At 58.3% G+C, this 15,482-nt stretch carries 12 protein-coding genes; 8 read left to right on the top strand and 4 right to left on the bottom strand.

The annotated features are described in order from the left end of the window. Positions 1–2 precede the first annotated feature (2 nt). The 4 genes from L1A08_RS06000 to L1A08_RS05985 are packed head-to-tail and all read right to left on the bottom strand — an operon-like array spanning position 3 to position 5,394. The gene (locus L1A08_RS06000) at positions 3–1,340 is read right to left on the bottom strand and encodes a carboxypeptidase-like regulatory domain-containing protein (RefSeq protein ID WP_238755321.1); all 1,338 of its coding nucleotides are present in this window, start codon (positions 1,338–1,340) and stop codon (positions 3–5) included. A 9-nt stretch (positions 1,341–1,349) separates the two neighbouring features. Beyond that, positions 1,350–2,738: a hypothetical protein gene (locus L1A08_RS05995; RefSeq protein ID WP_238755319.1), complete on the bottom strand. Its 1,389-nt coding sequence runs from the start codon at positions 2,736–2,738 to the stop codon at positions 1,350–1,352. Continuing rightward, the gene (locus tag L1A08_RS05990; protein WP_238755317.1) at positions 2,735–4,045 is read right to left on the bottom strand and encodes a carboxypeptidase-like regulatory domain-containing protein; all 1,311 of its coding nucleotides are present in this window, start codon (positions 4,043–4,045) and stop codon (positions 2,735–2,737) included. The genes L1A08_RS05995 and L1A08_RS05990 overlap by 4 nt, the downstream gene beginning before the upstream one ends. Beyond that, positions 4,042–5,394 carry a DUF4198 domain-containing protein gene (locus L1A08_RS05985; protein ID WP_238755315.1) on the bottom strand — a complete coding sequence of 451 codons (1,353 nt, stop codon included), beginning with the start codon at positions 5,392–5,394 and terminating at the stop codon, positions 4,042–4,044. The genes L1A08_RS05990 and L1A08_RS05985 overlap by 4 nt, the downstream gene beginning before the upstream one ends. A gap of 146 nt (positions 5,395–5,540) precedes the next feature. Here L1A08_RS05985 and L1A08_RS05980 point away from each other — a divergent pair, with 146 nt between their 5' ends. The 8 genes from L1A08_RS05980 (at position 5,541) to L1A08_RS05945 (ending at position 15,401) form a co-directional block, all read left to right on the top strand. After that, positions 5,541–7,052: a sulfatase gene (locus tag L1A08_RS05980; RefSeq protein WP_238755313.1), complete on the top strand. Its 1,512-nt coding sequence runs from the start codon at positions 5,541–5,543 to the stop codon at positions 7,050–7,052. A 43-nt stretch (positions 7,053–7,095) separates the two neighbouring features. Next, on the top strand, positions 7,096–7,542 hold the full coding sequence (locus tag L1A08_RS05975; RefSeq protein WP_238755311.1) for a hypothetical protein: 447 nt from the start codon (positions 7,096–7,098) through the stop codon (positions 7,540–7,542). A gap of 254 nt (positions 7,543–7,796) precedes the next feature. Continuing rightward, positions 7,797–8,357 carry an S-adenosylmethionine decarboxylase family protein gene (locus L1A08_RS05970; RefSeq protein ID WP_315860558.1) on the top strand — a complete coding sequence of 187 codons (561 nt, stop codon included), beginning with the start codon at positions 7,797–7,799 and terminating at the stop codon, positions 8,355–8,357. A 647-nt stretch (positions 8,358–9,004) separates the two neighbouring features. Next, a complete protein-coding gene (locus tag L1A08_RS05965; RefSeq protein WP_238755307.1) occupies positions 9,005–10,420 on the top strand; it encodes a hypothetical protein in 1,416 nt (471 codons plus the stop codon). 345 nt (positions 10,421–10,765) lie between these two features. Beyond that, entirely contained in the window at positions 10,766–10,915 is a 150-nt protein-coding gene (locus L1A08_RS05960; protein ID WP_238755305.1) for a hypothetical protein, read from the top strand. A gap of 168 nt (positions 10,916–11,083) precedes the next feature. Further along, positions 11,084–12,946 (top strand): outer membrane protein assembly factor BamB family protein, encoded by a 1,863-nt coding sequence (locus L1A08_RS05955; RefSeq protein ID WP_238755302.1) that lies wholly within the window; start codon positions 11,084–11,086, stop codon positions 12,944–12,946. A gap of 89 nt (positions 12,947–13,035) precedes the next feature. Then, positions 13,036–14,226: an iron-containing alcohol dehydrogenase gene (locus L1A08_RS05950; RefSeq protein WP_238755300.1), complete on the top strand. Its 1,191-nt coding sequence runs from the start codon at positions 13,036–13,038 to the stop codon at positions 14,224–14,226. Beyond that, on the top strand, positions 14,208–15,401 hold the full coding sequence (locus tag L1A08_RS05945) for an outer membrane protein assembly factor BamB family protein (RefSeq protein WP_238755298.1): 1,194 nt from the start codon (positions 14,208–14,210) through the stop codon (positions 15,399–15,401). Before L1A08_RS05950 ends, L1A08_RS05945 begins: the two co-directional genes overlap by 19 nt. The last annotated feature ends 81 nt before the right edge of the window (positions 15,402–15,482 follow it).

Raw genomic sequence — 15,482 nt, 5'->3', positions numbered from 1 at the left:
CGTCATTCTTCCGAGGTCGAAACGGGCAGCAGCGAGACGGCTGAACTTCCTGAAGTCAGGTCGAAGAGGACCTTGATGTCTCCAGTTCCCGCGATCTGCTCGGGCCGGAGTTTCAACGTCGCGGGCCCCAGCTCCATGTCGACTGTATGGCCGAAGATTCCCGGGTAATAAACATGCCGTGTCGTCAGTGGGAACTGGTCGGTGGTGTGATGCACTTTCGGATGCCGGCTGCCTTCCGGCCCGACAACATAGTGCTGGCTCACCTGCAGACATAGCTGAGGCGGCCCGCCGGCATGATCGTCGGTTGTGATCGTGGAGAGATCCCCCTGGAGTTGGACGTAAACGGTCCGCAGAGGGGGCAACTGAAAGACGACCTCCTCCTGGCTGGCACGAATGGCGTCAAAGGTCATTCGTCGATAGTCGGGAGCAATGATCAGCCCCTGATACGACGCATGTTCAATGAGCCCGGACAGCGCGAATCTTCCGTCGGCATCCGTTTTTGCCAGCAGAGTGTGGTTGGTTTGTTCATGACGAAAGGGAGCTTCGTGTTCGGTGATCCCGCTTAGCCGAATCTCAGCCTCGGCCACCGGAGCTCCATCGGGTCCCACCACGATGCCGGTCGCGATCAGATCCTGATAGACATTGACCAGATCGAACTGCCCCGGCCGATGCCTGACCGGCACCCGATACTCCACGAAACCGGGAGCGGACGCGGCCACCATATAGGTCAGTCCTTCCGTCCAGGAGGAATAAGTCAGCACGTCGCCATCGACCTGATCGGGGGGAAAGAACTCTCCTTCGTCGTCGAAGCCGAACATGGGGCGAGCCAGAACTGTCGCGCCCGGCAGAATGTTGTCGCGGTAATCGGCCACCTGAAACTGATGCGGCGTCCCCTCGCGAAAGACGAGCTCAAGATCGCCGAGCAGTCCATTCGCATGATTCGCGATGGGACCGGCCCAGGCCACGTTCATCGAGCGGGGACGAAACGCGACCAGATAGGTGTTCCCGCTCGGAACCTGCACATCGAACGAATCGGTGACTTCTCCCCATACTCCGGCGAACTTCTCCGCATCCCGACTGCTGCCGCGAATGGAACGATATTCCAGCCGAACCGGCTCGGTATTCCGACTCCCATCGGCATTGCGAATCACTCCCCGCAGCCTGCCGACGCCCTCAACAAATTCAATCTCTGCCCGATGCTGAACCGGAGCCATCTGTTCGATCACTTTGGCAGGCGGTTCCTCCCAAAGCCTTCGCAACCTCCCCACACCAAACATGGCAGCCGCAACGAGCGCCATGATCAGAGCTGGAATCAGGACGAAACGAAACGTGGGAGACATGACGGTGACTCACTCCGAAACATCAGGCATTGAGGAACTCAGCGACTCAACCCGCGCAGTCGTCAAATTGTATGTGAGATAAATATCGTCCGACTTGGAAAGCACGCTTCCGTCGACCGTAACCTGATCGGGCCCGATCTGAAGCATGATCTGATCTGCAAAAATCCCCGGGCAGGCGAATGTTTCAGCTGCTCCAGTAACATCAACGCGGATACGATCTCGACTTCTGTAGTTCACAAACGTCTTGGCCCATTCACCGTCAACCGTGTACTCACGTCTGGTGGGCATCTGCTGCGTGATCACAACTTCGAGATCAGTCCGCCGACCGCGTTCTCGAGCCACTTCCTGGAGTTCCGAGATATCTCCGACCAGTGTGCAATGCAGGATGCGGAGAGGCGGCAAGACATGCCTCCCCTGATTGTTTCCCGCATAAAGATTGTCGAAAACAACACGACGTTTGTCAGGGGCTTCCACGATCCCGACATACAGGATGTCATCGACCAATGTGTCCGCAGAATACCATCCCCGTTCGTCGGTAATCCCGACAACCTTCCCTTCGAAGACTGACTTATCCCATTTTCCCATGGCGCAGCTTATTCCCTGCGTCAGCATTAACTTTGCCCCGGCCACCGGTCGCCCCTGCTCGTCAACAACGTATCCCGACGCGTTGTTGGACGTCTCGAGTTTGATCAGCGTCGAAGTCAATCTGCTGTCGAGTTTGGGTTCGTCGACATACGGCTGATAGCCCGGACGTGCGATGTGGAATTCGTAAGAAATCTCTCCAGCATGATTCAGCAGGTATTTACCGGGAGCCACTTCCGGTAGATCGCGGTCAATGGTCGAGATGCCGAACCATGCCTGCTTGAACTGGGGCTTCGCAACGATGCTGGCCTCTGAAACCGGACTTCCCGCCTCATCAACCAACGTGATCTCGAAGTGATTGCCCTCGGAAACAACAAGCTTCAAGTCCGTATGTTCGTCGCCAGGGTGCGTGATGAACGGTCCGTAAAACGAGGGAGCGACCTCGTCGCCCATCGCCAGCAGATAAACCTCTCCACTTGCCGCCCGGATTTCGAAGTCGCTGGTCAGCGTTCCGACCGCCTGGCTGAGATTGTCGCCGGGGACAGGCCCGGCAACGCGACGCGAACTGAAGTACAACGTGAGGGGTGCCGTATTCGGGCTTCCATCCTCTCGAACAATAACGCCCTTCAGCGTCCCTTCCCCCTGGTCGAAACTCGTCGGCCCATTTTCCCCAGTCGGTACGTCGGAGTCGGAAGCAGAACCAGGCTTCCACACAATCACGAACCCTGTGGCCAGAAGCGCTCCCATCACAATCAGGCCCGCCATCCGCAACCGCGCGTATCGCCCCGGGCCAGGAAGTCCTTGTTCGTCATTCACGGTTTCGACTCCCAATCGACGATCGTCACTTTCGACTGACCGGAGTCGAGGTCGTAGCCCAGGAGGATGTCGCCGTCTGCGGTGGCGATCTCGGGATCAAGTATCACGGAATACGGACCGATGCGAACTTCGACATCGTCGGCGAAGATGCCCGGCAGTTCGAAATGGCCGACATCGTCCGTGATTTTGACCTCGGGCCGGAAGCTCAGGTAATGGCCACCCCGTTCCTCCGGTCGGACTTTGTAGCGTTGTACCACAACGACACTGGGATAGTGTTTCCTCTCTTCCAATGAGAAGGATCGCCGGAGTTGGGACAGGTCGCCGTGGATGAGGCCACGCAGCGTCCGCCGTCGCGGCATCTGATACACCAGACCGGTATGTCCCGCCTTCAGCTCGAGGAATGTCATTCGATCGCCGTCCGGTCCTTCGATATAGCCTTCGTAGGTTTCCGCGGGATCGAGCTGGTTGAGATCGAAGTGACCATTCTCATCGGCCTGCCCAATCACCTTGCCGCAGTTGCCGGTCGAGCAGTTCAGAATAAACCTCGCACCGCCGATCGGTTTCCCATCAAACGTAAGAACCTGTCCCGTCGTGGAAGGAGTCGGCTGCAGTGAGAGTTCGTGCTCGCCCTGCGCACCCGCCTGTTCCAGTTCTGCCTTGAACGGAGCGAAGCCGGGTGCTTCGATCGTGATGAAATAGGTCGCATCCGAGACGTGAGGGAACCGGTAGCGTCCCTTCCCCTGCTCCGTCGCTGTCTGACGGGTGCCGAACGCTCCGTTCTCGACCACCTTCAGCAGAATCTCGACATTTGCTCCAATGACCGGGTTTCCGTTCGGCCCTCTCAAAACCAGATCGAGTGGCTCGCCGTCGTCAACGACAATCGTAAGATCGCTGATCACCCCGCCGGCATGGTTTTCCAGCGGTCCAATCGATGTCTGTGCAATCGAGTCACCACTGACCAGAATCCAGGTCTCTCCACTCGGAATTTCCTCATCAAACTCGTCGGTGCAGCGTCCCATCGAGCCCATCGAGACGGAGCGCCCTTCCCCGGTCCTCCGTTCGGCATCGTAGGACAGAAAGACCGGCTCGGTATTTGGCGAGCCATCCTTTCGCACGATCCGCCCCTGCAGCCGCCCTTTTCCTTCCTGATAGAAAACCTCCGTGGGAACTGCCGCCGGTTCTTCGTGGAGCACAACGGGCATCCGCCGATTGCCGACAACAACCCAGATCAACAGCCCCAACAGCACGGTGATGAGAAAGAGGATCGGCACGTAAACGAAATAGAAAGTCGCCGACCGCTGGGTCATTCAGGGGCCTTTGTTTCTTCGGTCGATTCCGTATCAACCGGAGTGACTTCGTGCTCATTGGTATCAAGATTGTAATCGAGCCGGAGATCGCCGGTGCCTTCAAGATCGCTTTCGTCGAGTTGGACGCGGTAGGGACCGAGGTAGATTGTGACGCGATCGGTGAAGATGCCCGGGCATTCGAAGTGTCCCGTTTCTTCGGTGATCTCGACAGGCACATAGTCGTAGTGCAACTCGCCGTGGGTCCCGCCGTCGACCTTCATTGAGTAGCGTTGATCAATCTTCACATAGGGCATTCGCTTCTTCAGTTCCCGATCATACCTTTCGCCGAGGACCGAGTGATCGCCGCGGATCGTTCCCAGCAGTGACCGCATCGGTGGCATCTCATAAACGAGCCCCGTTTCCCCCGCCTGCATTTCACTGAAGACGGTGCGGCGTTTGTCGGGAGCTTCGATGATTCCGTAGTACAACGCGCCCGGTTCGAGGATCCTTAACTCGAAGCGTCCTTCGTCGTCAGTCCGCCCGATCTCTTTCTCGCTCCAGCCGCGTGAGCCCCGACTGCCGCTGACCGAATAACTCTTGAGGTTCAGCAGAATGGCGGCGTCGGCGACCGGTTTGCCGTCGACATCGATGACAGTGCCAGTCGTCGGGTCGCCGGGAACCAGCGTGAACTCGACACGTCCCCGCATGGAAGCAGCCGCGACCTCCTCGTCGAGCGGCTGAAAGCCGGGGGCTTCGGCAAAAATCCGGTAGGTGGCAGCCGCTGCGTGCTCGATGCGATACACGCCCGGTTCCACTTCCTTCGTTGGATAATGACTGCCACCCGCATTCCTGCCCACAATCGGGAATCCCGTCACATTACCCGCTGTCACGGGATTGCCGGCCGGATCCTTCAGTGCAATGTCAAGTGGACTGCCTTCCGAGAGAACGATCTTGAGATCTTCGACGACGCCATCGGCATGGTTTTCAATCGGGCCGATCCAGGACGGAGCAAAGCCGTCTCCCGTCGCAATCAGCCAGGTCTCCCCACTGAAGACTTTGGCATCGAACTCCCCGACGACCTCCCCCACGTGGCCGGAACTTGAGTGCGACGAGTTCTCTTCCTTCCGGGTCGCACGGTAGCTCAGCTGAACCTCACTCGTGTTCGGCGACCCGTCAGCTCGAACGATGGTTCCTCTCAGCGTTCCCTCGCCTTCCACGTAAAGCGTGGGCGGTTCCTCATCCGTTTCGACCTCAATAACAACCGGCGGTTTGCTGCCAGAGACGGCCATCCAGATCGCGAGCCCGGCCATTACCAGGATCATGAACAGGATGGGCAGAACGATAAAGGTAAACGTGGCTGAGCGTTGCATGAGTTTCCTTGTCTGTGTTGAGAAACGCTCGATCGGCTGCAGACTTGCATTCCTCAACTTTGATGTGTCAGACTGCAAAGTACAAGCAAATGAAACGAACCAGTCGCCCGGCTGGATGACCAAAGTTCAAGATAAAGGCTGCTCAGATGCCGTTCACGGTTTTCCGTTCCCCACTTATCCCCTGGCGTTTGCCTGTTCTGCTGCTGGCATGTGCTCTGCCAGCTCTTCTGGTTCAGACAATCACGGCTGCTGAGAAACCAAACATTCTGATGATCGCGATTGATGATCAGAACGACTGGATCGGCTGCCTCGACGGGCATCCGGCCATCAAGACGCCGCATATCGACGAACTGGCAGAACGGGGAACCGTTTTTCTGAACGCTCACTGTCAGTCGCCGCTTTGCAACCCGTCCCGCACCAGTCTGATGACCGGCAAGCGGCCCGATACGACCGGCGTCTACGGTCTGGCTCCCTGGATTCGTGAGGTGCCGGAACTCAAGGATCTCGTCACGCTGCCGCAGTATCTGCATCAGCAGGGCTATACCAACTATTCGACGGGTAAGATCTATCATGGCGGCAACGGACGCCGGAAGACGGACAACGAGTTTCAGAAGCTCGGCCCGCCAGCCGGTGTCGGGGCTCGTCCGAAGAAGCCGCTCGTCAACACGCCAAGCGGACATCCGCTGGTCGACTGGGGTGTCTTCCCGCATAAGGATGAAGACAAGGGCGACTGGGCGGTCGCCAGCTGGGGTGTTGAGCAGTTCGAAAGCGAAATGCAGGAGCCGTTCTTCCTGTCGGTCGGATTCTTCCTGCCACACGTTCCCTGCTACGCGACCCAGAAATGGTTCGACCTGTATCCGGATGACGACTCGGTTCTCCCGCCGTTCCTGGCCAACGACCGAGCCGATACGCCTCGTTTCTCCTGGTATCTCCACTGGAAGCTGCCCGAGCCGCGACTCAAGTTCCTGACCGAAAGCAATCAATGGCGGAATCTCGTCCGGTCGTATCTGGCAAGTACGAGCTTCGTCGACAGCCAGGTTGGTCGCGTGCTGGACGCTCTGGAGAAGAGCGGACATACCGACGACACGATCGTGGTCCTCTGGTCCGATCACGGCTGGCATCTCGGCGAGAAGGAGATCACCGGCAAGAACACGCTCTGGGATCGTTCCACTCGAGTGCCTCTCATCTTCGCCGGCCCGGGTGTGACGGCCGGTCAGCGGGTCAACAGCCCGGCTGAGCTGCTCGACATCTACCCGACTCTGGTCGACCTGTGCAAACTGCCCGAGAAGGACGGTCTCGAAGGACACTCGCTCAAACCGCAGCTGAAGGACGGCTCGGCGAAGCGGGAGTGGCCGGCCATCACGACGCACAACCCGGACAACCACGGACTGCGAACCGAGAAATGGCGTTACATCCGCTACGCCGACGGCTCGCAGGAACTCTACGACATGACCAGCGATCCGAACGAATGGCACAACGTCGCCGACGAGAAGAAGCACGCCAAACTGATCGCCGGGTTCCAGAAGTATCTGCCCGAGAAGTCCGTGCCGCCCGCCCCGGGAAGCGCCCATCGCATCCTGACCGTGGATGAAATGGGGAACGTGATCTGGGAAGGCGAAGCGGTCGGCAAAGACGACCCGATTCCGGAGCTCGATTAGTTAGTCAGCTCGGCGCTCCGCACCTGAAAACGAGGAGATCGAAATGCGCTCCCCCCTTTTCCGTGCAGCTGTTGCAGTCCTCTGTCTCACGTTGACTGCCGGGGCGGGAGCGTTTGCCGCTGATCGGAAACCGGACGCGGAGAAAGTTCCCCGCCCGCAGTTACGGACGTTAAGGCGGCCGCTGGTGCTGGCCGAGGATGTGAAGACGAAGATCTTCGCAGGTCGGCAGAATCCAACAGAGGTGGACTTCGAAGCCGTTCCGCTACTGCAACCGCTCAAAGTAGAGATCGACTTCACTCTGGATGAACGAGTTCCTGATCAGGCCAGGCTGCACCTGCATTTGAAAGTCGTTCGCTACAGGGAAGACGGTCGGAGACTGATCTATCAGTCGGGTGGGGGAAAGGCCCTTCGCGAGGAGAACGGCCGCTTTCGTGGTCAAATCGAGGCATCCAAACTGCGGGACCCGGGGGACCTACATCCTGCTGATTGAGTCAAGTACCAGGGACGTGAAGATCGACATCCTCCAGGATGAGATCACTTTCGTGGACCCGGCGGCAACCGACGACTGAGAAGCGATGGGGAACCGGTTTTCATGAGGGAGATTGCCCACTGGCTGGGCAGCAGGGCGCCCAACATAAGCTGAAGAGATATTGGATTTCGTTCATTTGACAAATCCTGAGAGATTTCCCCTGTTCGGCATCAATCCCAGTCGTAGAATTTGACGAAAATTGCAGCAAGTTCCGCTTGCGTAGTGGACTGCAGTTTTTGTATTTTCCCCGCCTTGTCTTTTCCTCACCGCTATTTCGATCGATAGCGAACGAACCGTTCCATACTGGGTGTTCCAGTACCGGGCGACACGGCGAGGATTCTCTCACCTCTGGGAGGGTTTATGAGTTGGAAAAAGGACGCCATCTATTAATTGACTGTTACAACGTCCCCGAAGACGTTTGTTTGAACGATCAGCTGATCCTCGAAGCGATGGCTCGCGGAGCCACAAAAGCGGGGGCGACTGTGATTTCCCAAGTCCGATATCACTTCGGACACAACTCACCGCCAGGCTTTACGGCGATGGTTCTGCTTGACGAAAGCCACTGTTCGGCTCACTGTTATGCAGATCAGGGCATGATGGCCCTCGACGTCTTTACCTGCGGTTCGACCGACCCTCGGGTTGTGCTTCAGCACATCCGGGAAATGGTGGACCTGGGCGATGTCTACATCAGACAGGAACCTCGTTTTATTCGAGACCCTGCCACACAGCAGCTTCCCGCTGACTCACCGACCGAGGATATGCTCGTAACCGTTTAGGCGGTCGACCAACTCAGTAACGTGTCGCGGTTTTCATAAGATTTGAGCGGCGGTCCCGGTCTACCCGGAACCGCCGCTTTTTTCATGCGCCGATCTCCGGGCACATTGTTCTTCACACAGGATTCCGAGCGACCCCGGTCACACAGACACTTCGGCTGAGAACGCTTTCTGGAGCGAATCTGGCCAGAGTCCACTTCGCCCATGGTTGCGCCCGCCCCGAGAGAATCTTTCGGGGCACCCCTGCTGAGCGCACGGAAGGACTTTCACGAAACGCAACGACTGGCTGCCGTCCGGGCGTGAACCGGCTGAAGGCTGCGGCTTCCGGGCCAGGCTCCCCTGCGATTCCTGCGGGAATCTCCCGGTAATTTTTGCAAAGTCCGCTTGGGATCTGACTCGTCTATCGGCGGAGTTCCCCCCTGCGTTATAAACTGCCGCGCGTTGGTCTGGTGAAACTTTGACGGCTGTATCAGCCAGTCAGGAAGCCGGTCGCCGATCCGGAAGCTGTGCGGCTTCTGCCGGTTTTTCGGCAATGTGCATGCCCTCGGGCCGTCGATGATTGACGTACTCTTGCCACCTGCCGCGCTACGATCAAGCCATAGCTCGCCTCGCCGTTTCTGATACCGCAGTTGAGAGAAACCATTCGAACGATGATCAACAAGCATCTCGTCTGTATCTTTATGATCGCCGTATCGGTTTCCGCATCGAGCGCAATGGGCCAGTTCCGTGAGCCGAACTATGCTCCCGCCGAACAGGGAGTCATTGCCTCGCCACGGATCGTTACCAGGACACCGAAGGCCCCGAATCGAGATCTCATTGAGACCGTTACGGAAGCCATCGACATCTCGAGCCGCCGTTATCTGGTCGCCAACGAGCACTCGCCATGGCAGATCTATCACGGCCTGAACGCCTACCGGCGTGATTTTATGCTCGACCTGGACGGCAAACTCGTCCCGGCCGTCGACTGGCTCTCCGCCACGAACCCGCAGTTCCGCGGACTGCCGTGGTTTGAAAAGACCGTCCATGGCGGACGCGCCCACAAGTTTACATCGCCTTACCACTTCGAAGGCCACCCGAACCAGTCGCTGGCTCTGCTGGTGATGTGCAACCTGCCCCTCGATCACACATTCCAGACCGACGGCGGACCGATCACCGTTCAGGACATCGTCAATAACGCCAAAGCCGATCTGAATCCTCGCGAAGAACTGACGTGGACCCTCTGGTTCCTCACCCACTACCTGGAATCGGAAGAAACCTGGCTGACCCGGCGTGGAGAAACCTGGAGCATCGAAAAGCTGGTCGCCAACCAGATCGAAACCCAGGTGACGAAAGCGGCCTGTGGAGGAACGCATAATCTCTACGCCCTCGCCGCCGCCCGCAACAATCACGTTCGCCGTGGCGGACAGATTCGCGGCGTCTGGCTGCAGGCTGACCAGAAAATCAACCGCTACCTGGTCGCCGCCAAGTCGCTGCAACGGCCCGACGGATCATTCCCGACGAACTATTTCCGCGGCTACGGCTATCCCAAGTCGTTCAGCGAGCAGATCGCTTCGACCGGCCACATGATGGAATGGATTGTTGTCGCCGCCAACCAAAAGCAGTTGGATGATCCCTGGATCGAGAACGGAATTCGCTACATCGCCGAACGGCTCATCCAGTACCGTGATGAATCGGCTGAGTGCGGCCCGCTGTACCACGCTGTGAGTGCTCTGGTCCTGTACCGGGAGCGAGTCACGGGCGTTGCATGGCCACGACACGATGTCCAGCCGACGTCTCCCTCGGTTGCCCCGGAAGCCAGCCCGCTGGCCAAAGTCCCGGCGACGGAATCGTCCGAGCCCGCCAAAACCGCCGAGAACTTTCCGGCTCCCGTTCAAATTGACGACCGAAAAATGGACGCAAAGCCGATTGCCCCGAAGCAGACCGCCGAAAAGCCAAACGATCTGAGCAAGCAGGCCCAGGATGGAACTCTGTCGATTGGCATCGAAGAAGACCTGCTGCGCGAACCGCAGAAAACGGCTCCTGTTGAACGACTCGCCGCACCCGACTCCGGGTCAGTCGTCCAGTAGTTCGACGAATCGCGAACAGTCAAACAGCCGGCTCTCCAGGGAGCCGGCTGTTTTCGTTTTCCGCCCGACGCGAGTTTGCGCGATGCGAACGGATCGAGTTCAACAAACGGTTCCGAAGGCGGCAATCTGCGTAATGTTCCGGACTGCATTCATAAAAGTTCACTGAAATTGCAAAGATCTTCAACCAGATGAGTTGAAAAGCACAAATTCATAAGTACTAATGAACCTTCGCACGTCACGGTCCGTTTGGATCTGAACGATGCACCGCCGAAAAGGAGGAATGTTCCTCCCCTAAAACCCCGGCGAAGACAGTGGGTCTAAAGCTTACATCAGAGAGGATCAGACATGAATCAGCTGTTCAAAATGGGACTGGCCGTCCTGTTCGGTTTCACCCTCACCTTGACCAACGTTGGCTGCGATAACGCAGGCACCGAACCTGCTCCGGCTCCGGCTCCTGCCGGCGATGCACCGACCGATGGCTCGGCCGCACCGTAGTGAGCAGCACCTGAGGGTGCACAGTTTTCTGTGCAGCACATAAAGGTGCATGACGAAGACAACAGTAAGCCGCACGCAATTTTGTGTGCGGCTTACTTGCATTCTGGCCCTGCGAGACAGCATCCTTTGAAGAACCGCGAAACTGGGACTCGCTTCGAAAGCCGCACCATGACCGCTCCGAACCGCTGGACACCGGCTGCCATTCTCACACTCTCCGCGTTGCTGACTGGCCTGACTTCGGCCCAGGCCGTGGAACCGATGTCCTGGCCGCATCATCACGGTCCACAATTCAATCGCATCAGTCGGGAACGGGATCTGACGCTGGACTGGGATTCGGACGATCCTCAGGCCTCCTCCCAGAAACAGGAACTCTGGCAAATCGAGGGGTTGTCGGCGGCCGCCGATCCGCTGGTCTTCAACGACAAGCTCTACGTTCTCCATTGGGGATCGTCAGGTCAGGAACTCCCGGCTCAGGACGAAGGAGCCGATCCTCAGCGGGAACGACCGGGCCAGTCTCCCGTTCAGATCCTCACGTCGGTCTCGGCCTGGCATATCCAGGGACGCGATACAGTCGCCCGGTTCCGTTTCGATCTGCCTTCCCTTGAACTCAACGACTCCGCACCACTGCCGACGTTCGCCGGTGATCCGATCTGGCGGCAGCTGTATTGCCTCGGAATGGGACACGAGATCATCGCCATCGACGCCGACTACGGCTACGAAATGTGGCAACGGCCGAGTCTGCCTCCCACCTTTCAAAATACCCGCGTGATCAGCACGGTGCCGCCACTGGTTTACGAGCACCTGCTCATCATTACCCAACTTCTGCAGACCGAGGCTTCGGAACGGCTGGTGCTGATCAACGCTTATGATCGCCGAAACGGATTGCCGGTCTGGCAACACGAACAACAGGTCGAAGCAGATTTCGAACTCACCTCGCTCGTCCCCAGCGTGCTCGCCAACCAGGTTGTCCTGACAGTTCCCGACAAACGCGGCACCCTCGAGTTGATGCAGATTCAGACCGGACGGTCTCTACTCACATTGCCAACCGACGAAGAAAATGCTCGGGCTTCCGACCGGGTCCTCACTGAGATTCTGTTCCAGAACGGCCAGTTGATGGCGCTCTCGTTCGAGAAGAACGGCGATACTTCGGATCAGGCCCAGCGCAATTGGAGAATCGATCTTTGGACGCTGCCGAACGGGGTGGGTGGCACCGATCCGAAGAAAGTCGCCAGCTGGACTCCGAAGCAGGCTCATCACATGACGAGCCTGCTTCACGACGGCATCCTCTATACCGCGTCTTCAGCGAACCGCCTGCAAGTCTACTCCAGTGTCTCTGGAAAACAGCTGCACGATCTCGAACTCGGTGAAGGCCTGCATCGCGAGTACTCGCCGCAACGACTTGAGACTTCGGACGACAACGGGGAACTGGAAGAAGAACGCAGCAAACTGCCCCGCTATCATCTGGTCTGGGTCGCCAACCAGTTACTGGCCACGAGCACCCACGGTTACTGGCAGACATTCGATTGTGCACATTCGGCCTGTCAGATCATCTACACCGCGGAGCGGAACGAACCGCTGGTCGGCATCCCCGCGATTTCGAAGAAGCGACTCTATGTCCGGACTTCCCAGCATCTGATTGCCATGGGTCCGATCGACAACGGCGATGCGATTTCGCATCCGCTGATTCCACTCTCGGAAGTCGCCAACGATGCCCAGTCGGTCACGCCCGGAGCCATTCAGCTCGTTCCGGCTTTCGCGACGCTCGAACCTGGCTGGCAGCAGAACTTCCGCGTGATGCAGTACAACGAGCACGGTCACTTCCTCGAAGAACTCGATCCGACACGGGTCGAATGGACCTGGACCGGCCCCGGCATGCTCGATTCCGCGGCCGCAACGCTGGAGATTCCGACCGACTCGTCGGCCAACGACGCTTTCGAACTTACGGTCAAAGTGGGAAATCAGACGGCATCGAGCGCAGTATCCCTTCGTCCCGCTGCAGCGAACGTTCAGGCCCTCTCTCCGGGCGAATGACCGTTTAAGCATTGCTCCCGATTGATTTACGCGTAAAATAAAAGTGCGTTCCGATTCGACTTCCTCCCTCAGACGCCCACCAAATCATTGTGACTCTTTCCCTTCAATCGACGTCATCAATCGATGCCCCCGCTGCATTCGATTTCTCGCTGCCGACGCGTGTCGTGTTCGGCGCAGGGACATTGAATCGACTGGGCTCACTGGTCCGCGAACACGATGGTTCCAACGTTCTGCTGATCACCGACAAGGGGCTGACAGCCGCCGGCCACGATCAGAGAGCGATCGCCTCGCTGAGCGAAGCGGGACTGAATGTCATTCGCTTCGACGATGTTCACCCGAATCCGACAACCGAAGACGTCCAGCGCGGACTCGACGCAATCGGCAGCAGCAAGATCGATTTTATTGTCGGTCTGGGTGGCGGCAGCAGTATGGACTGTGCCAAGGGGGTGAACTTCCTCTACTCCAACGGCGGCCGGATGGAAGACTACTGGGGAGTGGGGAAAGCTTCGAAGCCGATGCTCCCGTTCATCGCCGTGCCGACGACTTCCGGGACGGGCAGTGAAGCCCAATCGTTTGCGCTGATCGCCAACGCCGAAACACACATGAAGATGGCCTGCGGCGACAAGAAAGCCGCGGCAAGGGTCGCGATTCTCGACCCGGAACTGACAAGCACCATGCCCAAAAGCGTGGCGGCTGTCACCGCGGTCGATGCACTGAGTCACGCGGTCGAGACTTACGTCACGCGGAAACGAAACTCCGTCTCGGCCATGTTCTCGCTGCAGGCGTGGAAGCTGCTCACACAGGCGTTCCCCGAATCCTTTGGTGAGGGTGATTCTCCGATTGCCCGAGAGCGGATGTTGCTGGGAGCCCACTGGGCGGGGGCAGCGATCGAACAGTCGATGCTTGGAGCAGCTCACGCTCTGGCTAATCCTCTGACCGCTCACTTCGACACGGTCCACGGGATCGCCGTCGGCGTGATGCTGCCGCACGTGGTCCGCTTCAACAGCGAGTCGGTTGGCCCGCTGTATGGCGAACTGGCGGAGGCCGCGGGACTCTGCCGGGCCGATGACCCGCAGGCGGCCGATCGACTTGCCGATCACATTGCCGAGTTGATTCAACTGACCGGACTGCCCGGCACTCTGGATCAGGCGGGTGTGAGCCGGGAACGGTTTCCCGTGATGGCTCAGGAAGCGGCTCGCCAATGGACGGGCACATTTAATCCAAGACCGGTTGACCCCGATCGTCTGCAGGAGTTGTACGAATGCGCATGGACGAACTGAGGTTCCGCACGAATCTGCAACGACTCGGAGCGACACGACTGATACTGGCTTTCTGCCTGCTGGTCATCGCTCCTGCTGTTGTCCGAGCGGAAGAACCGGCAACCGACGACAACTGGCCGTCGTTCCGCAACGGGAACATGCTGCACGGCGTCGCCGATTCCACGCTCCCGGCTGAACTGAAACTGCTGTGGAGTTACGAGACGAACGACGGAATCCCGGGCACGCCGGCCATTTACGACGGCCACGTTTACTGTGGCATTCTCGATGGCTACGTCGTCTGCCTGGAAGCGAAGACCGGCAAGGAAGTCTGGAAGTATCGTTCGATTACCGATCCCGATCCGAAGACATTCGCGCCCGGATTCAAAGCGGCTCCCCTCGTGACCGACGCCGCCGTTTTCATTGGCGACGAAGAAGGGATCTTCCATTGCATCGACCGGAAGACCGGTCAACAGAAGTGGACATTCGAGACGTTCGGCGAGATCGTCAGCTCGGCATCTCTGATCGACGACCGGGTCATCTTCGGCTCTTACGACAACTCGCTGTATTGCCTCAAAGCCGAAAACGGCGAACAATTGTGGAAGTTCGAGACGGAAGGCTATGTGAACTGCACGCCGGCCATCGTCAACGGGTTCACGTTTGTGACCGGTTGCGATGAACAGCTGCGGGTGATTGACGTTCAGACCGGCGAGCAGATCAAACACATGCCGCTCAATACCTATCTGATTGCCTCACCGGCCATCATGGGGGATGAACTCTACGTCGGCACCTACGCCAGTGAAGTGATTGCCGTCAACTGGAAGCAACTCACCACGCAATGGGCGTTCCGCGGATCGGTGGGCGATTTCCCCTACCACTCCTCGGCGGCCCTCACCGGGGAACTCGTCGTCGTCGGAGGACGGGACAAGATGGTCCATGCCATCAATCGCCGCAACGGTGAAGAAGTCTGGTCGTTCCCGACCCGAGGAAAAGTCGACAGCTCGCCAGTTATCGTCGGCGAACGGGTATTCGTTGGCAGCGATGACGGGCAGCTCTACGAACTCGATCTGAAGAGCGGCAAGGAACGCTGGAAATACCGCCTCGGACGCAAAGTCCCGGGATCCCCCGCGGTCGGAAGCCAGATTCTGGTTATCGGCTCGGCGGAAACGAATGGAAAACTGTTTGCCTTCGGACAGTAACTGACGCACAATCACTCGCAGAAGTCGAAACGTGTTGAAGAAGCCGACGCATCCGCCGGCTCGTGAAATCGACTGGAAAGT

The organism is Rubinisphaera margarita (assembly GCF_022267515.1).
GTDB classification, from domain to species: domain Bacteria; phylum Planctomycetota; class Planctomycetia; order Planctomycetales; family Planctomycetaceae; genus Rubinisphaera; species Rubinisphaera margarita.
Note: the sequence above shows the minus strand (reverse complement) of the source record. Positions and strands in the feature narration are given on the sequence as shown.

Bases quoted from the DNA above. Each gene is read 5' to 3' on its own strand.
- L1A08_RS05975 (WP_238755311.1), top strand. From the start codon at position 7,096: ATGCGCTCCCCCCTTTTCCGTGCAGCTGTTGCAGTCCTCTGTCTCACG.
- L1A08_RS05965 (WP_238755307.1), top strand. From the start codon at position 9,005: ATGATCAACAAGCATCTCGTCTGTATCTTTATGATCGCCGTATCGGTT.
- L1A08_RS05985 (WP_238755315.1), bottom strand. From the start codon at position 5,394: ATGCAACGCTCAGCCACGTTTACCTTTATCGTTCTGCCCATCCTGTTC.
- L1A08_RS05980 (WP_238755313.1), top strand. From the start codon at position 5,541: ATGCCGTTCACGGTTTTCCGTTCCCCACTTATCCCCTGGCGTTTGCCT.
- L1A08_RS05990 (WP_238755317.1), bottom strand. From the start codon at position 4,045: ATGACCCAGCGGTCGGCGACTTTCTATTTCGTTTACGTGCCGATCCTC.
- L1A08_RS05945 (WP_238755298.1), top strand. From the start codon at position 14,208: ATGCGCATGGACGAACTGAGGTTCCGCACGAATCTGCAACGACTCGGA.
- L1A08_RS05955 (WP_238755302.1), top strand. From the start codon at position 11,084: ATGACCGCTCCGAACCGCTGGACACCGGCTGCCATTCTCACACTCTCC.
- L1A08_RS05960 (WP_238755305.1), top strand. From the start codon at position 10,766: ATGAATCAGCTGTTCAAAATGGGACTGGCCGTCCTGTTCGGTTTCACC.
- L1A08_RS06000 (WP_238755321.1), bottom strand. From the start codon at position 1,340: ATGTCTCCCACGTTTCGTTTCGTCCTGATTCCAGCTCTGATCATGGCG.